General features: G+C 70.1%; 21 protein-coding genes and 1 pseudogene. 10 read left to right on the top strand and 12 right to left on the bottom strand.

Going from position 1 to position 19,830, the window contains the following annotated elements; all coding sequences use genetic code 11:
* Position 1: 1 nt before the first annotated feature.
* The 3 genes from OG241_RS41130 to OG241_RS41120 form a co-directional block, all read right to left on the bottom strand.
* On the bottom strand, positions 2-1,087 hold the full coding sequence (locus OG241_RS41130; RefSeq protein WP_405822961.1) for a CobW family GTP-binding protein: 1,086 nt from the start codon (positions 1,085-1,087) through the stop codon (positions 2-4).
* 256 nt (positions 1,088-1,343) lie between these two features.
* On the bottom strand, positions 1,344-1,496 hold the full coding sequence (locus OG241_RS41125) for an NAD(P)-binding protein (protein ID WP_405822959.1): 153 nt from the start codon (positions 1,494-1,496) through the stop codon (positions 1,344-1,346).
* Positions 1,493-1,885 carry a nuclear transport factor 2 family protein gene (locus tag OG241_RS41120; RefSeq protein ID WP_405822957.1) on the bottom strand — a complete coding sequence of 131 codons (393 nt, stop codon included), beginning with the start codon at positions 1,883-1,885 and terminating at the stop codon, positions 1,493-1,495. The genes OG241_RS41125 and OG241_RS41120 overlap by 4 nt, the downstream gene beginning before the upstream one ends.
* A gap of 132 nt (positions 1,886-2,017) precedes the next feature.
* Between OG241_RS41120 and OG241_RS41115 the strand changes: the two genes are divergently transcribed.
* Positions 2,018-2,593 (top strand): PadR family transcriptional regulator, encoded by a 576-nt coding sequence (locus OG241_RS41115; RefSeq protein WP_405822955.1) that lies wholly within the window; start codon positions 2,018-2,020, stop codon positions 2,591-2,593.
* 85 nt (positions 2,594-2,678) lie between these two features.
* Here the strand turns inward: OG241_RS41115 and OG241_RS41110 are convergent, their stop codons facing one another.
* The 4 genes from OG241_RS41110 to OG241_RS41095 form a co-directional block, all read right to left on the bottom strand.
* Positions 2,679-3,977: a DUF3533 domain-containing protein gene (locus tag OG241_RS41110; protein WP_405822953.1), complete on the bottom strand. Its 1,299-nt coding sequence runs from the start codon at positions 3,975-3,977 to the stop codon at positions 2,679-2,681.
* A 70-nt stretch (positions 3,978-4,047) separates the two neighbouring features.
* On the bottom strand, positions 4,048-4,854 hold the full coding sequence (locus OG241_RS41105) for an SGNH/GDSL hydrolase family protein (RefSeq protein ID WP_405822951.1): 807 nt from the start codon (positions 4,852-4,854) through the stop codon (positions 4,048-4,050).
* A gap of 105 nt (positions 4,855-4,959) precedes the next feature.
* On the bottom strand, positions 4,960-5,556 hold the full coding sequence (locus OG241_RS41100) for an LLM class flavin-dependent oxidoreductase (protein WP_405822949.1): 597 nt from the start codon (positions 5,554-5,556) through the stop codon (positions 4,960-4,962).
* Positions 5,557-5,750: 194 nt separating this feature from the next.
* On the bottom strand, positions 5,751-6,326 hold the full coding sequence (locus OG241_RS41095; protein ID WP_405822948.1) for a TetR/AcrR family transcriptional regulator: 576 nt from the start codon (positions 6,324-6,326) through the stop codon (positions 5,751-5,753).
* A 105-nt stretch (positions 6,327-6,431) separates the two neighbouring features.
* Here OG241_RS41095 and OG241_RS41090 point away from each other — a divergent pair, with 105 nt between their 5' ends.
* The 9 genes and pseudogenes from OG241_RS41090 (at position 6,432) to OG241_RS41050 (ending at position 15,122) form a co-directional block, all read left to right on the top strand.
* Positions 6,432-7,397, top strand: coding sequence for an SDR family NAD(P)-dependent oxidoreductase (locus OG241_RS41090; protein ID WP_405822946.1), 966 nt, complete (start codon positions 6,432-6,434; stop codon positions 7,395-7,397).
* 49 nt (positions 7,398-7,446) lie between these two features.
* A complete protein-coding gene (locus tag OG241_RS41085; RefSeq protein ID WP_405822945.1) occupies positions 7,447-8,262 on the top strand; it encodes an SDR family oxidoreductase in 816 nt (271 codons plus the stop codon).
* Positions 8,263-8,353: 91 nt separating this feature from the next.
* Positions 8,354-9,067: a YceI family protein gene (locus OG241_RS41080; RefSeq protein ID WP_405822943.1), complete on the top strand. Its 714-nt coding sequence runs from the start codon at positions 8,354-8,356 to the stop codon at positions 9,065-9,067.
* A 63-nt stretch (positions 9,068-9,130) separates the two neighbouring features.
* Entirely contained in the window at positions 9,131-10,090 is a 960-nt protein-coding gene (locus OG241_RS41075; protein ID WP_405822942.1) for a nuclear transport factor 2 family protein, read from the top strand.
* 232 nt (positions 10,091-10,322) lie between these two features.
* Positions 10,323-10,496: pseudogene (locus OG241_RS41070) on the top strand (catechol 1,2-dioxygenase); the annotation flags it as partial.
* 263 nt (positions 10,497-10,759) lie between these two features.
* The gene (locus OG241_RS41065) at positions 10,760-11,698 is read left to right on the top strand and encodes a sucrase ferredoxin (protein WP_405822941.1); all 939 of its coding nucleotides are present in this window, start codon (positions 10,760-10,762) and stop codon (positions 11,696-11,698) included.
* A gap of 156 nt (positions 11,699-11,854) precedes the next feature.
* The gene (locus OG241_RS41060; RefSeq protein WP_405822939.1) at positions 11,855-13,591 is read left to right on the top strand and encodes an ATP-binding protein; all 1,737 of its coding nucleotides are present in this window, start codon (positions 11,855-11,857) and stop codon (positions 13,589-13,591) included.
* Entirely contained in the window at positions 13,588-14,298 is a 711-nt protein-coding gene (locus OG241_RS41055; protein WP_405822937.1) for a response regulator, read from the top strand. The genes OG241_RS41060 and OG241_RS41055 overlap by 4 nt, the downstream gene beginning before the upstream one ends.
* Before the next feature lie 131 nt (positions 14,299-14,429).
* The gene (locus OG241_RS41050) at positions 14,430-15,122 is read left to right on the top strand and encodes a response regulator (RefSeq protein ID WP_405822935.1); all 693 of its coding nucleotides are present in this window, start codon (positions 14,430-14,432) and stop codon (positions 15,120-15,122) included.
* Positions 15,123-15,168: 46 nt separating this feature from the next.
* On the opposite strand, the gene OG241_RS41045 is transcribed toward OG241_RS41050, so the two are convergent.
* The 5 genes from OG241_RS41045 to OG241_RS41025 all read right to left on the bottom strand — a co-directional run bounded on the left by OG241_RS41045 (position 15,169) and on the right by OG241_RS41025 (position 19,782).
* A complete protein-coding gene (locus OG241_RS41045) occupies positions 15,169-16,761 on the bottom strand; it encodes a cation acetate symporter (protein ID WP_405822933.1) in 1,593 nt (530 codons plus the stop codon).
* On the bottom strand, positions 16,758-17,321 hold the full coding sequence (locus tag OG241_RS41040) for a DUF485 domain-containing protein (protein WP_405822931.1): 564 nt from the start codon (positions 17,319-17,321) through the stop codon (positions 16,758-16,760). Before OG241_RS41040 ends, OG241_RS41045 begins: the two co-directional genes overlap by 4 nt.
* 69 nt (positions 17,322-17,390) lie before the next feature.
* Positions 17,391-18,074 carry a response regulator gene (locus OG241_RS41035; RefSeq protein ID WP_405822929.1) on the bottom strand — a complete coding sequence of 228 codons (684 nt, stop codon included), beginning with the start codon at positions 18,072-18,074 and terminating at the stop codon, positions 17,391-17,393.
* Positions 18,071-19,222, bottom strand: a complete 1,152-nt coding sequence (locus OG241_RS41030; protein WP_405822927.1) for a sensor histidine kinase — start codon at positions 19,220-19,222, stop codon at positions 18,071-18,073. The genes OG241_RS41035 and OG241_RS41030 overlap by 4 nt, the downstream gene beginning before the upstream one ends.
* Positions 19,219-19,782: a DUF1453 domain-containing protein gene (locus OG241_RS41025; RefSeq protein WP_405822925.1), complete on the bottom strand. Its 564-nt coding sequence runs from the start codon at positions 19,780-19,782 to the stop codon at positions 19,219-19,221. Before OG241_RS41025 ends, OG241_RS41030 begins: the two co-directional genes overlap by 4 nt.
* Between the last annotated feature and the right edge of the window lie 48 nt (positions 19,783-19,830).

Below are 19,830 nucleotides of genomic sequence, written 5' to 3'. Positions count from 1 at the left end.
GTCAGCCGACCTCTCCGGGGTCCTCCGGACTCTGCTCCTGTACGTATCTCAGGACGCCCCACATGCTGTGCTCGTCGGCGTGTGGGGCGTCGTCCATGCAGGCCTCGAGTTCCTTGCCGAGGGTGGGCAGTCCGATGCCGGTTCCGATGAGGACGAGTTGGGTGAGACGCTCCTCGCCGTCGGCCCAGGGCTCGGGATAGAACCGTAGGAACCGCCCGACGGCGTGCACGACGTACCGGTTGCCCGGGTCGTGCGGCCCGAAGTCGACGTACCCCTTGATGCGGTAGAGCCCTTCGGGCCGGCTGTCGAGGAAGTCCATCAGCCGACGCGGGTGGAGCGGAGTCGAGGAGCTGAAGGAGAGACTGTCGTAGGCGGCGTGCAGATGCCCGGAATGGTCTCCCTCACCGTCCCGGTGTTCGTGGTGATCGTGCAGGTCGTCGAAGGTCAACTGACCGACGCGCTCCTGGGCCGGTCGGCAGTCGAAGAGGAACTCCGGGTCGACGCGCCCGTAGTCGGCGGGGACGACAGCGGCACGGTCGACGAGCCCACGCACGGTCCCCAGGACTCGCTCACCGCCATCGGGGACCTGTCCGACCTTGTTGACGACGACGAGGTCGGCGAGCGCGAGATGTCGGTCGACCTCGGGGTGCTTCGCCCGCGTGGCGTCGAACTCGACGGCGTCGACGACCTCGACCAGCCCGCCGTAGACGACCCGGGGGTTCTCACTGGCGAGCACCATCCGAACGAGTTCCTGCGGCTCGGCGAGCCCGCTGGCCTCGATGACGATGACGTCGATCCGGGCCGAGGGCCGAGTGAGCCGGTCAAGATAGACATCGAGCTCGCTCGCGTCGACAGCACAGCACAGGCATCCGTTGCCGAGCGACACCGTGGAGTCCCCCAGCGCCCCCGCGACGGCCATGGCGTCGATCTCGATGGCCCCGAAGTCATTGACGATGGCCCCGATACGACTGCCACCGCCTCGGTGGAGGAGGTGGTTGAGGAGAGTGGTCTTGCCGGAACCGAGAAAGCCGGCGAGGACGATGACGGGGATCTGCCGAGAGCTCTGGCTCGGACCCGGCTGACTCAATCTGCGACCTCTCTCACGCCGACGCGCACACCGGCTCGGGGCCCCGCGCGCGTACGAGGAACGAATGCGGACCCAGGATACGAGCCGGCGGAGTCGTCGCTGGGTGATCGACTTCCGGCAGTCGGTACGGGGCACTCGCTCGGTGGGGCACCGGAGTGTGTCTGCTTCGGGGTTGGCACGGCCACAGGGAAGAGCCCGTCAGCAGACGCCAGGCACCAGGCTGGCAGCGATGCCGTCCACGACGACCATCACACGGCTAGCCCTCCAGGCCGACTCCCGGCAGCTGGTGCAGCGCCGTGTCGAACTCGAAGCGGCCTCGTCGGAAGGAGGTGGCGAAGCCGCCGGGGACGTTGTGGCGTTCGATCAGGAGGATGTGCAGGTGCGCGCGTTGGAGGGTGGCGACGGTCACTGTTCGGCGGCCTCTTGGGCGATCCGCTCGAACTGGGCGCCCATGGCCTCGCCGAGCGCCTGGGCCGCGGAGAGCGGGCGCACCATCACCGTGAACTCGTCGATCTTCCCGTCGTCGTCGAAGTGCAGGAAGTCGCATCCCTGGAGTTGCTTGCCGGCGACGGTGGCGGTGAAGACGAAGGCGTGGTCGCGGCCGTCGGGGTTGGCGATCTCACGGATGTAGGTGAAGTCCTCGAAGACCCGGAGCACGCCACGCAGGATCGCGGCGGTGAGGGCCTTGCCCGGGTACGGCTTGAAGGCGACGGGGCTGGTGAAGACGACGTCGTCGGCCAGCAGAGCGGCCACGGCATTCATGTCACCGCTCTCGACGGCCTTGCGGAAGGGATGCATGAGCCCACCTCGATACCCAATAATTTGAATAGGTGTGATGGACACTAGAGGGCCGGTCGCGCCTTGTCCACGAGGAGAGAGCGACCATCTGTCACTTCGTTGACTAATCACCACACTGCTAGCGTGTCGCCCATGGCTCTGCGGAACGCGGTGATGGCCGCGCTGTTGAAGGGTGAGGCGTCCGGGTACGACCTCGCGAAGGCGTTCGACGCGACGGTGGCCAACTTCTGGATGTCGACGCCCCAGCAGCTGTACCGGGAGCTGGATCGCATGGAGACCGAAGGGCTCGTCACGGCCCGCGTCGTCGAGCAGGAGCGCCGCCCCAACAAGCGGCTGTTCTCCTTGACGGAGGCCGGGCGGAAGGCCGTCCACGCCTACACCGCCGAACCCTTGGGCAAACCGGCGGTGGTCCGGGACGAGTTGCTCGTCAAGGTGCAGTGCCTGGACGTGGGCGACATGGAAGCCGTCCGGACTGCCGTCGCGGAGCGCATGGAGTGGGCCACCACCAAGCTGGCCCACTACGAGAGGCTCCGGCAGCGTCTGCTCGACGGGCGTTCGGAGGAGGCGTACTTCGCCGAGGCCGAGCGCATCGGCCCGTATCTCACCCTGCTGCGCGGGATGTCGTTCGAGCGGGAGAACCTCCAGTGGGGGGACATTGCACTGCGCAGGATCGAACAGCGCACAGCCGCACTGCGGGCCGACGGCTGACCGCGGCGATCCCACCCACACGATCAGTCAACAAAGTGAGCAGTGAGGCGACCGTGCCCAGCCCCACCCCTCACCGGTCGTCGGACTACGCCCGAGCGAGGACCGGCTGCGGTTCCTCGTCAGCGGGAACGCGATGCAGCCCCTTGCGGTCGTAGAACCGGGTCACGCCGAAACCGAAGAGGCCGGCGACCGCGAGTCCCACGCCCAGCATGACCCAGCCCCGGGTCAGACCCGCGTCGGCCTGGGCGTCGTAGTAGAGGATGGAGCGGACGGCGCCCGTGATCTGGCGCAGGGGCTCGAACTCGCCGAGGACGCGGTAGAAACCGGGGAGGGCCTGGAGGGGGACCGTGGCGCCGGACGTCGGTACCGCCATGGCGATGTAGAAGACCGTGATGAACAGCATCCCCGGCGTGCCGAACACGGCGAGCAGGCCGAGCCCGCCGATGCCGACGACCGCGATCGTGCACACGGAGAAGAGCCACAGCAGGGGCAGGTGAGAGGCGTCCATGCCCATGATGCCCACCGCACCGGCCAGGGCCAGGCTGCCCATGAGCAGGGACAGGCCGATCATGAGGGTGCTGCTGATGGCCAGGGTCTGGACGCGAGTCGCGCGCAGCAGCGGGTTGTGGATCCGCAGCGGGCCCATGTCGCTGTGGGTGTAGCCGAGGGCGTGGTCCACCTGGCCGCTGATGACGTTGGCGGCGAGCATGCCGCAGACGACGAGGACGAGGGAGTAGTAGAAGGCGCTCAGGCCTAGGCCGCTGTGCGGGTCGAGCGGATGCCCGTCCTCGACCTGCACCACGGCCGGGTCGGCCAGCAGCAGGCGCGCGGCGGCGGGCAGTTCGGCCTGCGCGGCCTGAGCCCGAGCGGTGAGCTGTTCACCCAGCTGTACGGAGGCCGACTGCGCGGCCGTCGTCGTGGCCTGCCGCGCCATGCTCGACCCCATGCTGCCGGCGGACTGGTTGGTCAGCACGGTCAGTGTCGGGCGGACGGGCTTGCCGGCCGTCCCGGGGCCGGTGAGTGCGGCGACGGTGGAGGTGAAGTCGCGGGGCACAACGAGCGCGCCGAACAGCTTGCCCTTGCTCAGCTCCTCCTTCATCTTCGCCTCGTCCATCACCTTCCAGTCGATCCTGTCTCCGCCCTGGGACGACTTCTTTATCGACTGGGTGATCTGTGCACCGAGGTCGGTCTGCCTGCCACCGACCTTCGCCCCCGCATCGGCGCTGACCAGGCCGACAGGCAGCTTGCGCAGGTGACCGGCAGGGTCGACGTTGGCGCCGACGTAGAACACCGTGAACAGCAGTGCCACGAAGCCCACGATCACGCTGTTGACGATCCACAGACGCTTCGCGCGCAGGACGCGGAAGGGGTGGGCGTTACTCATTTCCAGCTCCGGTACGAGGAAGAGAGAAGTGCAGCAGAGGGAGCCGCCGGCGTCGTCGCGGGCGGGAGCCTCATACGGCTGAGGAGGTGTCCCCGGTGGACGCGGCCACCGGAAGCAGAGCCGGCCGCTTGGCCTGACGGCCGTCGCCGGAGGAGCGGCCACGCAGGCGGCGGCCGACCCAGGGGCCGAGGAAGGCGCCGGCCCAGCGCAGTTCGGCCCCCACGGTCCTCCAGCCGGAGATGCCTGTCCTCTCGGCCAGTAGGGGGAGGGTCCATGTGTCGTCGCTGCCCGGCAGACCGAGCGCCTGGGCCACGGCAGCCGCGATACGCGCGTGCCCCAGGGGGCCGGCGTGCAGCCGGTCGGCACTCCACAACCGCGGATCGGTTGCCGCCGCGTGTGCGGCGGTCTCCGCCACCACCACGCCGTGGCGGCCGGCGGCCTCCCGGATGCGCGCGTTGAGCGCGAGAACCCGGTGGCCGATCGGGCGGGCCAGCGGCGTGATACGCCCGACGTCGGGAAACATGAGGGTCGCGACGGTCGCGCCCTGGGCGGTGAGGGCGGCGAACATCGCCTCGACATGGCCGGCCACCTCGTCGAGGTCACAGCTCGGACGCAGCACGTCGTTGACGCCGGCCACCACAGTGGCGAGGTCGGGCCGCATCGCGAGCGCCGGGGCGAGCTGCTCGGCGCGCACCTGACCGGCCTTACGGCCGCGCACCGCGAGGTTGGCGTAGCGCAGGCCAGGGCTGCTGCGGGCGCCCTGCTCGGCGAGCCTGTCCGCCCAGCCCCGAAGGCCACGGACGTCGTCGCCGTCGCCGAGACCCTCGGTGTGACTGTCGCCCAGGGCGACGTAGCGCAGATACCCACTGCTCGACACGGGGCCGACCGCCTCTCGTCAACTCTGCTGATGGAAGTGGCACACGGCCATCGCTAAACAACTAGGCACCTAGTCGCATTGTTGACTATGAAGATAGCTGCGGGCTCACCTTCCCGCAAAAGTGACCCCGCTCGGGCAGGAGCTGAGGCCGTCGAGGGCGGTCCACCGCCACGCACTCAGGACGCGGGCGGCGAGACGGTGGCCGCGGGGACCAGGAGGTCCTCGACACACCCGGTCCGACGTCGACGTCATGCGAGTCGACCGTTCGCAGGTGGGGTGGTTCGGCCCGTGGTCCGATGTTCGCCGTGCGGGCGCCGGCGGACCGGAAGCCGGGGGCCTCGCGAGGACCTGACGGTCTGGGTGTCCCCCGGGCAGTGATGACGACGTGCCCGCGGCAGTGAAAGGAACCGGCCGGTGCCGGACAGCTGGAGGCGTGGAATCCATGCTGGAGCAGAAGCCTGCCCGGGCCCGAGAGGCCCGCTTCGAGGCGCCGGCGCACGCGGTCGCAGAGCCGCTGCAGCCGTCTCCGGGCAGGTTCGGCCGGCCCCTGATGCGCTCGCCGGTCGGCGGGAACGGTACTCGGAGGCCGGTGTGCTCACGCTGGTACCAGGCGGCGCCCAGCCCGAGAACGGCCCGCCCGCCGGAGAGCTCGTCGAAGGTGGTGACGATCTTGGCGAGCAGCCCGGGATGACGACATGTCACCCCTGTGACGAGCAGGCCGAGTCAGGTCGCCGAGGTGTCGGCCGCGAGATGGCCGAGGGATTGCGCAGCCCGCCGGCACGGGATCGCTCGCGGTGAGCCCGTACGCCTCCACCTGGAAGCAGCGGTCCATGACGGAGAGCCGGCCGATGACGGCCGCCTTCGCCGCGGCCGGCTCGAACCCGAGGGGCCCCCGTTCAGCCGGCGCGGTAGCGGAGTCCGTCGAGGAGCAGATCGAGCATGCGGCCCGCACGGTCACGCAGCCCCATGTCGGTGGTGATCAGCAGGATGCCGCCGAGGCTGAAACCGACATCGAGAGGGTCGACGTCGGAGCGCAGGACACCCGCCTCGGCCCCGGCCTTCAGCAGCGCACTGATGGCCGAGCTGATCCGGTCCAGGCTCTCGGCGAACGGGTCCGACTCGCCGGAGACGATGACGGCCTTCAACGCGTCCGCCATGCCCTGCTTGGTTGCCAGATAGTCGATGAACCGGTCCATCCACATCCGCGTCGCGATGTCGGGCGGGTGCTGCGCCAGGAGTTCCTCGGCACCGTCGCAGACCCGCGCGACCTCGTTGCGGTAGGCGGCCTCGATCAGGGCCTCCCGAGTGGGGAAGTGGCGATACAGCGTGCCGATGCCCACTCCGGCCTCTTTGGCGATGGCCTCCAGCGACGCGTCCGTGCCCCGCTCGGAGAAGGCGCGTACGGCGACGTCAAGCAGACGTTCCCGGTTGCGCCGCGCGTCGGCACGCAGTCCGCGTGTGTTGCCGGTCACAGCATTCCTTCCTCCTGGACAATCGGAGGACCCTCCGCTTAAGGTTCGAAGCAATTCGGAGGCCCCTCCGCTTTCGAGCGTAGCAAACCAGGAGCACTTGCCGACATGGCTACGAGCACGCGTATCACCACACCGTTCACCGCCCGCTCGACGGCCGCAGAGGTCATCGCGGACACGGATCTCACCGGCCGCCGCGCCATCGTCACCGGAGCCGCCTCCGGCATCGGCGTGGAGACCGCCCGGGCGCTCGCCGGGGCCGGCGCGCAGGTCGTCCTCGCCGTGCGGGACACGGCCGCCGGCCGCCGCACCGCGGAGGACATCAGGGCCACCACCGACTCCGAGGGCGTGACGGTCGCCTCCCTGGATCTGACCGATCCGGCGTCCGTGGAGGCGTTCGTGACCGCGTGGGACGGCCCGCTGCACATCCTCGTCAACAACGCGGGCGTCATGGCGACCCCGGAGACCCGGACGCCGCAGGGCTGGGAGCTGCAGTTCGCCACCAATCACCTGGGGCACTTCGCGCTCACCGCCGGGCTGCGCGGTGCGCTCGCCGCGGCCGGCGGCGCCCGGGTGGTGTCGGTGAGCTCCAGCGGACACCTCTTCTCTCCCGTCGTCTTCGACGACCTCCACTTCGCGGAGCGGCCGTACGATCCATGGCTCGCCTACGGGCAGTCCAAGACGGCAAACGTGCTGTTCGCGGTCGAGGCCGCCCGGCGCTGGTCCGACGACGGGATCGCGGTCAACGCGCTGATGCCCGGCGGGATCCAGACCAACCTGATGCGTCATATCGGGGACGCCGAGATGGCGCAGTTCGGGGCCCACCTCCAGGCCCTGATCGGGGAGGGAACACAGCCACCCGAGGTGTCCCTCAAGACGGCAGAGCAGGGGGCCGCGACCTCGGTGCTGCTGGCCGCGTCGCCCGTGGCCGACGGCGTCACCGGCCGGTACTTCGAGGACTGCGACGAGGCCGAAGCGCACCGGCCCGGCACCAACACCGGGGTCGCCGCGCACGCCGTGGACCCGGAGGCGGCCGCACGCCTGTGGCAGGCCTCCGAGCAGCTCCTGGCCTGACCTCCCATTCCATGTTCCATCAACTCCCTTTTCCCACTGGAAGGTTCTCGTGTCCAAGACCTGGTTCGTCACCGGCTCGTCCCGCGGCTTCGGCCGCGCGTTCGTCGAAGCCGCGCTGGATCGCGGAGACTCGGTCGCCGCGACCGCGCGAAGCACGGAGTCCCTGATGGACCTCGCGATCGCCTACGGCGAGCAGTTGCTCGTACTGCCCCTGGACGTCACCGACAAGACCGCCGCGTTCGACGCGGTCCGCAAGGCCCACGCGCACTTCGGCCGCCTGGATGTCGTCGTCAACAACGCCGGCTATGGCCACTTCGGCATGGTCGAGGAGCTGACCGAGGCCGAGGCGCGCGACCAGATGGAAACGAACTTCTTCGGCGTGCTCTGGGTCACCCAGGCCGCGCTGCCGCTGCTGCGCACCCAGGGCGGCGGCCACATCGTTCAGGTCACCTCCGTCGGCGGCGTGCTCTCCTTCCCCAGCCTCGGCGTCTACGCCGCCTCCAAGTGGGCGGTGGAGGGGCTGTCCGAGGCCCTGGCCGCCGAGGTCGCCGGGCAGAACATCAAGGTCACCCTGGTCGAACCCGGCCCCTACCCCACCGACTGGCCCGGCGCCTCCGCGGTCAACTCCGAGCCCAACCCGCTCTACGACGGCGTCCGCCAAGCCCTGACCGAGGGCCTGGACCTGTCCGACATGGGCGATCCGAAGGCCGTGGGACCCGCGCTGCTGACCATAGTGGACGCCGAGAACCCGCCGCTGCGGGTGTTCTTCGGCAGACCGCCGATCGAGCTGGTCAAGGACCACTACGCGCGCAAGCTGGCGACCTGGGCCGACTGGGAGCACATCTCCCTCGCCGCCCACGGCTGACCCCATGGCATTCATGACCCAGGGCGCCTTCCGCCCTATTACTTGAAATTTCAAGATCAATTACCCGATCGCCTGCCTCCCGGAGGAACCAATGGCACGCACCGGATCCGGACGCTGGAAGCGCCGGCTGATCGTCGGCGTTGCCGCCGACGCCCTCGTGGGCGTCGGCGGCCCGTACGTCTACATCAACTACATCCAGGACGACCCACCGGCCGCGCTGTCACTCGACAGTCCGCCGACCGCGCCGGAGAGCGCGTCCGGCTCCGGCGATCAGGCGGGCCGGAGCGTCCAGGGCAGCTGGCGGGTCGGGAGCGGCTCGCAGGCCGGCTACCGCGTCGACGAGGTGCTCTTCGGCCAGAACACCACGGCCGTGGGCCGCACCGGCCAGGTCACCGGAGGGCTGAAGATCGAGGGCACCCAGGCTGTCAGCGGGAGCTTCACCGTCGACCTGGCCTCGGTGCGGAGCGACTCCGACCAGCGCGACAGCCAGTTCCGCGGCCGGGTCATGAACACCGAGCGGTACCCCGACGCCACCTTCGAGCTCGCCGAGCCCGTGGACTTCGGCTCGGTGCCGGACGTGAACGAACAGGTCACCGGCGAGGCCACGGGGGATCTCACCGTCCACGGCCAGACCAGTTCCGTCACGTTCGACCTCACCGCCCAGCGCACCGCCGACGGCTTCCGGGTGAACGGCTCGATCCCCGTCACCTTCGCCGACTACGGCATCGACGCACCGAACTTCGGCGGGATCGCCGTCGAGGACGAAGGGACCGTCGAGTTCCTCCTCGCCTTCGCTCCCGCGTGATTCCGACGGCCACAGCCACCCCGTAACGCATCACTCGTCGCACCCGTATTGGAGAACACCGTCATGCGCAGCTCCTCCCTGTCCAGGAAGGCCGTGGCAGCTCTGCTGGCCACGGCGGCCGTCGGATCCGTGGCCGGGTTCGCTCCCGGCGCCACCGCGTCCGTCCCGGCATCCACACCGGCCGTCGCGGACTTCCGGCACCCGAGCCCCTATGTGCAGGAGCGCAACAAGCGCGTCGCCGTCCACGTACTCAGGCAGCTCTTCGAAGAAGGCAACCTCAAGGTCGCCGACCAGTACATCCGTGCGGACTACATCCAGCACAACCCGACGGCCCCCGACGGCCGGGAGGCCATCAAGAACTTCATCCGCGACTGGCACGAGCGCTTCCCGGACCACATGTACAACGTCAAGCGGGTCATCGCCCAGGGCGACCTGGTCATGGTGCACTCCAACCCGGTCTACGAGCCCGGCACCCGCGGTTCGTCCGTGGTCGACATCTTCCGCTTCGACAAGAAGGGCATGATCGCCGAGCACTGGGACGTGGTCCAGGAGGTACCGGAGACCACCGTCAACGGCAACGACATGTTCGGCACAGTCAGCCGGCCGCGCACCGACCAGCCCGGCCCCCGCTGGATGACCCCCTTCAGCCAGAAGGTGGCGACCGCCTACTTCGACACACTCCTCGTCGACAAGAACCCCGACGCGGTCAGGTACCTGACGCCGGAGTACTACCAGCACAACCCCACCATCCCCAACGGCTCGGCCGGCCTGCGCGAGCAGTTCACCAACTTCTTCCAGCAGTTCCCGAACCTGATCGTGGAACGCAAGCGCGTCATCGCCGAAGGCGACCTCGTGGCCATCCACGCCCACTACCGCCTCAGCCCCGAGGACCGCGGCCAGGCCGTCGTGGACATCTTCCGCGTCGGCAGGCAGAAGGACGGCACGCTCAAGATCCTCGAGCACTGGGACTCCGTCCAGGACGTGCCGTCGACCCCTCCCGTCAACGACAACACCATGTTCTGAGCCCGTTCCGCCGCGAGGGCCTGCCACAAGCATCGATCATGCGCCGATGTGACCGCTGTACAGACACTCGTCCGTACAGCGGTCCAGCTCATCCACCGGTTCTCGACGGACGCCACACCGGCGACCGTGCTCGGCCCGTTCCACATCCACGACTCACCCGAGGCCGCGTTCGGGGCCGACATGTTCGACGAGATCCCCGACGCCCCGTCGCCTCTCCGGCCGGGTCCTCGACGTGTGGCAGGCCGACGCCGACGGCAGGTACGAGGCCCAGCTCATGGACGTCGACGAGGCACGGCTGCGGGCCAAGTACCGCACCCGGGCGGACGGCACGTACCGCGTGCGCGCCATCGCGCCGCGCGGGTACGCGATCCCGATGGACGGCCCGGTCGGCGACCTCGTCAGCGGGACGGACATCAGCTGCTTCCGTCCCGCGCACAGCCGCTTCCCTGTCGGCCACCCCGGCTACCTGAGGCCCATCCCCGTACGGCGGGCTGGATCGCCCACGCTCTGGAGGAGTACGGCGAGCGTCCTCTACGGATGCGCCCGTCCGGAACCCACGTGGGTGAACGCCCTCCGCAACCGCTCCCGGAGAAGCCCGCGGACACCGGAATCACCCGTTCAGCGCGATGAAAAGCGGCCCCGACCCTAGGTCAGGTTAGGCTCACCTGTGTGAGTAGGTGCGCAACCGTCTCCCGGGACCTCGATGAGCCCATCGCTGGGACCGCCGCGACCGCGAGGACGTGGCTGCTGCTGGAGCAACCGGGCCCGTGGGGCGCCCAGGCGCTCACCATGAGCCATCTGGACCCCGCGCTCGGCCGCGCCCTGGAGAAGGCCGCCGAGGGCACCGGCGTACGGATCGCGCTGATCCGCCGGCCAGGCCGCCACGCCGACTTCGGTACCCCCGCGGTGAGGCAGGTCTACGCGGCCCACGTCACGCCCGGGAACGTCTGGCTGCACAGCGCCACGACCCGCACCCCCGAACAACTGCTCGACCTCGACTTCGCCGCCCTCGGCCAGGGCGCCCCGGGGAACTTCGACGCCGTACTCCAGGCGCGGCCCCACACCGGCGACCCCCTCGCGCTCGTCTGCACCAACGGCAAGCGCGACCGCTGCTGCGCGTTGCTGGGCCGTCCCCTCGCGGCCGAACTGGCCGCCTCCGGGGTCGAGGGCGCCTGGGAGGTCACCCACCTCGGCGGACACCGCTTCTCCCCGACGCTGCTCGTCCTCCCGTACGGATACGTGTACGGCCGCGCCCAGGCCCCGCACGTCAAGGAGATCCTCCAGGGCGTGCGCGAGGGGCGTGTCGTCCTGGAGGGCTGCCGTGGCGGCTCCGCGTGGGAGCGGCCCGGCCAGGCCGCGGAACTGGCCGTCCGCGCGGCGGCGCGCGAGTACGCGGCGGACGCGCTGAGTGTCGTACGCACGTCCGGCTCGGCACCGCGCTGGGAGGTGACCGTCGCCCACGCGGACGGACGCCGGTGGGGCGTCACCGTCGTCCAGGGCGCCGCGCTGCCGCCTCGCCCCGAGAGCTGCGGATCGGCGTTGGGTTCGCCGGCGCGGATGGACGTGGTGGCCTTGCGCGAACTGGAGTCCGCGGCCCCGGCACGCTGACCGCACACGCGCCGGACACCGGCGCCCCTGCAGCCGGGGACAGCCGGGATCCGCCCGTCACGCACCCCGTACGAGCACTGATCCATGGTGTTGATCAGGGAATCCACGTCACACCCCTCTACGGAACGTCCCCCTCGTCCCCGTACCGTCATGGGTATGAGCCCCACTCCCCCCGCACGCCGCCTGCGCCTCGGTCTGCCGCGGCGCATGTTCTCGCAGGTGCTGCTGATGCAGGTGGCGATCGCCGCGGGAGTCGCGGTGCTCGCGACCGGGCTGTTCCTGGCGCCGCTCAGCGATCAGCTGGACGACCAGGCGATGCGCCGGGCGCTGGCGATCGCGCAGACCACCGCCGCCCAGCCGCAACTCGCCGAGGACCTGCAGAGAAGCAGGCCGACCGTCGACGGGCCCGTCCAGGCCGAGGCGGAGCTGATCCGGAAGGCCAGCGGGGCCGAGTACATCGTGGTGATGGACATGCGGGGCGTGCGCTGGTCGCACACGGATCCGAAGGAGATCGGCCGGGTCGTCTCCACCGACCCCCGTCAGGCCCTGGCCGGCAAGGAGGTCATGGAGATCGACAACGGCACCCTGGGCCGCTCGGCCCGCGGCAAGGTGCCCCTGCGTGACACCCGGGGGAGGGTCGTGGGGGCGGTCTCGGTCGGCATCGAGTACGACAGCGTGCGGGCCCTGCTGATCCACGCGATTCCGGGGCTGCTCGCCTACGCGGGCGGCGCCATGGCCGTCGGCGCCCTGGCCGCCTGGCTGATCTCCCGGAGGGTGCAGCGGCAGACCCGGGACCTGGCGTTCTCGGACATCGCGGCGCTGCTCGCCGAACGTGAGGCCGTACTGCACGGCATCCGCGAGGGCGTCGTCGCCCTGGACCGCGCGGGCCGTGTCCGGCTCCTCAACGACGAGGCGCAGCGCCTGCTGGGCATCGGCGAGGAGGCTGTCGGCCGCTCCCTGGACGAGGCGCTCGGTGAGGGCCGTACGACAGATGTGCTCGCCGGCCGCGTGACCGGCACCGACCTGCTCACCGTGCGCGGCCAGCGTGTCCTGGTCGCGAACCGCATGCCCACCGACGACGGAGGAGCCGTCGCCACCCTGCGTGACCGCACCGAGCTGGAGCAGCTCGGCCGTGAGCTCGACTCCACGCACGGTCTGCTCGACGCGCTGCGCGCCCAGGATCACGAACACGCCAACCGCATGCACACGCTCCTGGGGCTGCTCGAACTGGAGATGTTCGACGACGCCGTGGAGTTCGTCGGCGAGGTGGTCGGCGACCATCGGGCCACCGCGGAACAGGTCGCCGAGAAGATCCGCGATCCGCTGCTCGCCGCACTGCTGGTCGGCAAGGCCACCGTGGCGGCGGAGCGCGGAGTCGCCCTGTGGGTCTCGGACCGCACGTCGCTCCCGGACCGGCTGGTCGATCCCAGGGGACTGGTCACCGTCGTCGGCAACCTGGTCGACAACGCGCTGGACGCCGTCGCCGGCACCGCGCACGCGCGCGTGGAGGTCGAACTGCGAGCGGAGGGCCGTACCGCGGTCCTCAGGGTGCGCGACACAGGGCCCGGAATCCCTGCGGAACAGCGCGAGTTGATCTTCACGGAGGGCTGGTCCACGAAGAAGCCGCCGGCGCACGGCAAACGCGGAATCGGGCTCCCATTGGTACGCCGCCTCGCGGAACGGCAGGGTGGGAGTGCGCGCGTGGACGAGGCCGAGGGCGGCGGCGCGGAGTTCACGGTCGTCCTGCCGGAGGCACTCGCGGAGGCCGATCCGGCGCCGGAACCCCGGCACAGGCACGTCCCGGAGGAACACGCACGCGTCCCGGACCCGTCCCCGCAGCCGGCCGCCATCCCGGCCACCGGCGTCCACGCCCCTCAGGAGGAGTCGAGATGATCGAGGTCCTGGTCGTGGACGACGACACCCGGGTGGCGCGGGTCAACGCCGCCTACGTGGAGAAGGTGCCCGGATTCCGCGTCGCGGGAGAGGCGCACAGCGCGGCCGAAGCACTGCGGCAACTGGAGGCGCAGCCCCAGATCGACCTCGTCCTGATGGACCACTATCTGCCCGACGGAACAGGCCTCTCGGTCGTCCAGGAGATGCGTCGGCGGGGTCGCGAAACCGACGTGATCATGGTGACGGCGGCCCGGGACGTGTCGACCGTCCAGGCGGCGATGAGACAAGGGGCGCTGCAGTATCTGGTCAAGCCGTTCGCCTTCGCGGGGCTGCGCGCCAAACTCGAGGCATACGCGGAACTGCGCCGCACCCTGGACAGCGGCGGCGAGGCCGAACAGGCCGAGGTGGACCGGATCTTCGGAGCCCTTTCCTCCGGCCCCGAGCCCGAACTCCCCAAGGGCCACTCCCCCACCACCGCGGAACTCGTGCGCCGAGCCCTGGTTAACGCCGAAGGCCCCCTGTCGGCCCAGGAGATCGCCGAACGGACCGGGGTGAGCCGCCAGACCGCCCAGCGCTATCTGAAGCTGCTGGAGCGCACGGGACGGGCCAGGCTGACCCTCAAGTACGGTGACGCAGGCCGCCCGGAGCACCGTTATGTGTGGGCGACCCGCGCCGGAGGTGCAGCCGGACCCCCCACGGAGTTGTGAAGATCTTGCTCGCTCCACGCCGTTCGATGGCGCGGGACATGGCGCATGCCACAACATCGGTCTTCCGGCCGCAAGCCGCTCTTCTGCCGGCAAAGGTCTGTTGTGCTCGTCGGCCCTGAGGGAGAGGCCCGATGATTGACGTCCTGGTGGTGGACGACGATCTTCGCGTCGCGGAGATCAACGCCAAGTACGTGGGAAAGGTTCCCGGATTCAGGGTGGCCGCCCGCGCGCACAGCGCCGCCCAGGCTCTGGTCGCCGTGCAGCAGGGCACGATCGACCTGGTCCTGCTCGACCACTATCTGCCCGACCAGACGGGACTCGAACTCGTCCACCGCATGCGGGAGCAGGGCCACTGCACCGACGTCATCATGATCACGGCGGCGAGTGACGTGGTCACCGTGCAGACCGCGATGCGCCTGGGTGCGGTGCACTACCTGGTCAAGCCGTTCACCTTCGCGGCGTTGCGCACCCGTCTGGACTCCTACGCCGCTCTGCGCCGCACCGTCGACCACGTCAACGACCGGAGCCGGGCCGGCCAGGAACAGGTCGACCGGATCTTCGGCGCCCTGCGCACGCCACCCGGCCCCGCGTCCCCCGGCCTGCCGAGCGGTCACTCGGAACCGACCACGGATCTCATCTGCGGTGTGCTCCACCGCGCCGGCCATCCGCTCTCGGCTCACGAGGTGGCCGCGGAGACAGGCCTGAGCCGCTCCACGGCGCAGCGCTATCTCCGCCACCTGGAGCAGGAAGGCCGCCTCCGCCTCTCCCTCAAGTACGGCGACACCGGCCGCCCCGAACATCAGTACGCATGGGTGGCCCCGTGAACCGCTCCCACCACTCAGGGGCGTACGACGGTGCGGTCGCCGCCCGCTAAACGGCCCCCGCCCCCGTGAGCGACCGCACCTCGGTCTCCGCGTGCTTGGCCTCATCCGGGTCCTCCGCGGAGGTGACCGTGCCGAGCCAGCCGGCGAGGAATCCCAGCGGGATCGAGACGAGCCCCGGGTTCTGCAGCGGGAAGTACTGGAAGTCCACTCCCGGGAACAGCGATTCGGGGCTGCCCGACACCACGGGCGACAGCAGCACGAGGACCAGCGACGGAATCAGCCCCCCGTACACCGACCACACCGCACCCCGGGTCGTGAAGCCGCTCCAGAACAGCGAGTAGAGCAGCACCGGCAGATTCGCGGACGCTGCGACGGCGAAGGCGAGGCCCACCAGGAACGCCACATTGAGGTCGCGGGCCAGCAGGCCGAGGGCGATCGCGACCACGCCGATGCCGACCGCGGCGGTCCGTGCCACAGCCACCTCGCTTCGCGGCTTGGCGCGCGGGCGACGCAGCGACGCGTAGAGGTCGTGGGCCACTGACGCAGAGGACGCGAGCGTGATGCCTGCGACCACGGCGAGAATGGTTGCGAAGGCGATGGCGGCGACGATCGCGAACAGAACCGTTCCGCCTGTGGAGTCCGCGCCGCCGCCCAGATCGAGGGCCAGAAGCGGGACCGCCGTGTTCCCCGCCGCGTTCGAGCCACGGACCGCCTGCGGCCCGACGATCGCTGCCGCGCCGAAGCCGAGGACGATCGTCATCAGGTAGAAGCCGCCGATGAGCCCGATCGACCAGACGACCGACCGGCGCGCGGCCCGAGCGGTCGGCACGGTGTAGAAGCGGGAGAGGATGTGGGGCAGTCCGGCCGTGCCCAACACGAGGGCGAGCCCCAGGCTGATGAAGTCGAGACGTGAGGTCCAGTCACCGCCGTACCTCAGCCCGGGAGCGAGGAACGCGTCACCGTGACCGCTGCGATCGGCCGCAGTGCGCAGCAACTGGTCGAAGTCGCCGTGGAACCGCACCAGCACCAGCACGGTCAGCGCGATCGTCCCGCCCATCAGCAGGACCGCTTTGACGATCTGGATCCAGGTAGTGGCCCGCATCCCTCCCAACGACACATAGATCACCATGAGAGCGCCGACGGCGATCACTGTCCAGGACTGCGCCACCTCGCTCGAACCACCCAGCAGCAGCGCGACCAGACTGCCCGCCCCGACCATTTGCGCCACCAAATACAGAACGGACACGGTGACCGAGGAAGTTCCCGCAGCGATCCGCACCGGCCGCTCACGCATCCGGGCCGCGACGACATCCGCCAGCGTGAACCGCCCGCAGTTGCGCACCAGTTCGGCCACGAGGAACAGCACGACGAGCCAGGCCACCAGGAAGCCCACCGAGTACAACAGCCCGTCGTAGCCGAAGAGCGCGATGAGGCCGGAGATCCCCAGGAAGGACGCGGCCGACATGTAGTCGCCCGCGATGGCAAAACCATTCTCCATCGGCGAGAAGAGCCGGCCGCCCGCGTAGAACTCCTCCGCCGAGCCCTGCCGGTGTCGGCTCACCCAGGTGGTGATGGCCAGCGTGACGGCCACGAACGCGCTGAACAGCACCAACGCCAGCATCTGATGATTGCCGGTCACGATCCACCGCCTCGAAGGCCACGCGTCAGTTCCTGGGTGTCCCAGCGCAGATCGAGCGCGGCCCGGTCCCTGCGCAGCCGCGCGTGCCGCGCATAGGCCCAGGTGAAGAGGAACGTCGTGAGGAACTGTCCGAGTCCCGCCAGCATCGCCACGTTCACCGCGCCCACCACCGGCCGGGCCATGAACCCGGGCGCCGTGGTCGCGGTCACCACATAGCCCACGTACCAGGCGAGGAAGACAACGACGCCGGGGATCACAAACCTCCGGTACCGCCTGCGTACCTCCTGGAAGGCGGCGCTGCGCTGTACCTCCAGATAGACGTCGGCCGCGCCGCCGCCCGGGCTCTCCTGCTCCCGGCGTGTGGGCGGAACGACGGGGGCGGGCGCACCCGTACCGTCCAACTCGCCCCAGCCGGAGGCAAGCGCGTCATACCAGGGGTCGTCGAACCGGGTGTCCCCGCCCACCCCCTCGTGGGTCGGGACGGCCTCACGACCTTCTTGGGTCTCGGCCGAAATCTCAGGGCCGCTCCCGCGTCCAGGACGACCGGTGCTTGACTGCATGCCCAAGGATGGACAGAACGGGAAGTTCCCCGACTCTTGTTCGCCACGCAGTTCACCCCATCAGGTGACTCACCGCGTGGGAGGCCGCACCAATCCCTTGCCATAGGCGTAACGCACCGCCTGCGCACGGTCCTTGATTCCCGTCTTGGCGAAGAGGTTGTTGATGTGGGTCTTCACGGTCGCCGTGGAGACATGCAGCCGGTGCGCGATCTCCTGGTTGCTGAGTCCGTCCGCGATCAGCACCAGCACCTCGGCCTCCCTCGTGGTGAGCCCGTCGGGCGGCTCGGCGGGCGCGGGAGGCTCCTTCTCCGGCTCCGTCAACCGCTCCAGCAGCCGCCGCTGAATGCTCGGTGCGAGCCCCGCCTCCCCTGACAGCACACTGTGCACCGCTCTGACGATCTCGTCGCCGTCCGCGTCCTTGGTGAGATAGCCGCGCGCGCCTGCCCGCAACGCGCGGAACAGCGACTCGTCGTCCGCGAAGGTCGTGAGCACAACGACCTGCGTCCCGGGGTGCTCCGACCTGATCCGCCGGGTCGCCTCGACACCGTCGCAACGCGGCATGCGCAGGTCCATCAGCACCACGTCCGGCGCGAGTTCGCCGGCCAGCCGCACAGCCTCGTCCCCGTCTCCGGCCGCTCCGACGACCTCGATCCCGGGCAGCAGGCCGAGCAGCATCACGATGCCTTCCCGTACGACGGTCTGATCGTCCGCGACCACGACACGCGCGACTTTCCGGCCGGTCACGTCCGTCACGTCGGCACCCTCAGTGTCACCACGAACCCCTTCTCGTCCGGTCCGGCCGCCAGCGAACCCCCCAGCAACTCGGCCCGCTCCCGCATACCCAGCAGACCGTACCCGCCGCCCACCCCGGTGAGTTCGCCCGGCGAACCACCCGTGTCCCTTACGTCCAGCGTCACTTGGTGCTCGCCGTACTCCAACCGCACCTGGACCGTGGCGCCCGGAGCATGCTTGCGGACATTCGTCAGTGCCTCCTGGGCCACCCGGCGCACGGCCTGCGAGGCCTCTGCCGACAGCGGTCTGCGCTCACCCGTAATGGTGACGCCCACGGTGTCGGTCGCACCGATGAGCTCACTCAGGTAGTCCTCCAGCGGGGACATCTCGCCCCGCAGCGCGGACAGTGCGTGTCTCGTCTCGGCCAGACCGTCGCGGGCCATCCCCCGCGCCGCCACCACCCGTTCGAGGATGCGGTCGCGGTCGGCGCCCCGCTCGATCAGCAGTCGGGCCGCTTCGAGGTGCACCAGCTGTGCCGAGAGGCTGTGCGCCAGTACGTCGTGGATCTCCCGCGCTATCCGGGCACGCTCCGCGAGCGCCGCCGACTCCCTTTCCGCCGCACGGGCGGCCCGCTCCTGGGTGAGGAGCAACTGGGTGTTGCCGCGTGCTTCGGCGTCGAGTCGCAGGACGTATCCCAGAAGTGCGAGACCGATGCTGGTGACGGTCGTGGTGAGCAAGGCGTCGTCGTTGACCACCGCGTACGAACCGAGGGCCACCATGGTCAGGGGCAGGGCGGCTGACAGAGGCAGTCTTTCCAGGGCCGTGATCGCGCATCCGCACCACAGGACGAGCGCCGGCACCCGGAAGCCCGCGGCCTGGCCCGCGACCGCGAGCCCTTGAAGCAGCAGCAGGAGCGACACGGAGGGCCACAGTCGGTGCTGGAAGGTGGTCCGGTAGAGCGCCCGGGCGAGCAGCGCGGCGACACCTACTCCCCCGACGGCCAGCGCCGCGCCCCAGCCCCGGAGCGGACTGCTGCTGACGGCTCCCCACAGCAGCATGGCGAGGACCAGCATCCGGGTGGCCCACGCGAGCCGACGGCGGTTGTGTGAGATTCCCTCGCGGCCGAGCGCTTCCTTGGAGGGCCAGCGCAACCAGTCGTTCTTCGTCACACGCGCTCCTTCCGCGACCGCACGCCGTCACCGTAAGCCGTGGCAGGCCCGTGCGCCGAGGGTGCGGACGCCGGATGCGGTGGCTCGGTGTGCGGGGAGGTCAGGTGCAGAGCCTGGACTCGCCAGTGCAGGATTCCGGCGCGGAGCAGGAGGGTCGCCGCGAGCGCGAGGAGCAGGGCCGAGGTGTCCTGGTGGACGCCGAGCGCCGCGCCCAGAGCGAAAAGAGCTGCACGAAGGCCGATCCCGATCACCCACACGGCGAGGCTCGCCCTGGTGCTCCGGCTCCACACCGCCCCGTCCGGCTCCGCCCAGACACGGGTGGTCCAGGCCCAGCCGGCTCCGGTCACGAGGCCGATGAGCAGTTCGACCGCGAGCAGGGTGATCGACTCCGTGCGGTGGTGGATGTCGACAAGACCGGGCTCGCGCAGCGCCACGACGGCCAGGATCACGGGCACGACCCACCAGCGCCGGTCCGTGCCTATCCGGCGTGTGCGGAACTGTCGTACGACCACCAGGGCGACGACGGCGACGATCAGTGAGGCGTCAACGAGCCCGGACATCAGGCCTCCGTGGGCGAAGAAGGAGCGGCGGCCGGCAGCGGGTGCTGT

Source organism: Streptomyces sp. NBC_01390 (genome assembly GCF_045040105.1).
Taxonomy (GTDB): domain Bacteria; phylum Actinomycetota; class Actinomycetes; order Streptomycetales; family Streptomycetaceae; genus Streptomyces.
Note: the sequence above shows the minus strand (reverse complement) of the source record. Positions and strands in the feature narration are given on the sequence as shown.

Coding starts and splice junctions, on each gene's coding strand:
- OG241_RS41050 (WP_405822935.1), top strand. CDS start 14,430: ATGATTGACGTCCTGGTGGTGGACGACGATCTTCGCGTCGCGGAGATC.
- OG241_RS41040 (WP_405822931.1), bottom strand. CDS start 17,321: ATGCAGTCAAGCACCGGTCGTCCTGGACGCGGGAGCGGCCCTGAGATT.
- OG241_RS41080 (WP_405822943.1), top strand. CDS start 8,354: ATGGCACGCACCGGATCCGGACGCTGGAAGCGCCGGCTGATCGTCGGC.
- OG241_RS41060 (WP_405822939.1), top strand. CDS start 11,855: ATGAGCCCCACTCCCCCCGCACGCCGCCTGCGCCTCGGTCTGCCGCGG.
- OG241_RS41120 (WP_405822957.1), bottom strand. CDS start 1,885: ATGCATCCCTTCCGCAAGGCCGTCGAGAGCGGTGACATGAATGCCGTG.
- OG241_RS41090 (WP_405822946.1), top strand. CDS start 6,432: ATGGCTACGAGCACGCGTATCACCACACCGTTCACCGCCCGCTCGACG.
- OG241_RS41115 (WP_405822955.1), top strand. CDS start 2,018: ATGGCTCTGCGGAACGCGGTGATGGCCGCGCTGTTGAAGGGTGAGGCG.
- OG241_RS41055 (WP_405822937.1), top strand. CDS start 13,588: ATGATCGAGGTCCTGGTCGTGGACGACGACACCCGGGTGGCGCGGGTC.
- OG241_RS41075 (WP_405822942.1), top strand. CDS start 9,131: ATGCGCAGCTCCTCCCTGTCCAGGAAGGCCGTGGCAGCTCTGCTGGCC.
- OG241_RS41025 (WP_405822925.1), bottom strand. CDS start 19,782: ATGTCCGGGCTCGTTGACGCCTCACTGATCGTCGCCGTCGTCGCCCTG.
- OG241_RS41110 (WP_405822953.1), bottom strand. CDS start 3,977: ATGAGTAACGCCCACCCCTTCCGCGTCCTGCGCGCGAAGCGTCTGTGG.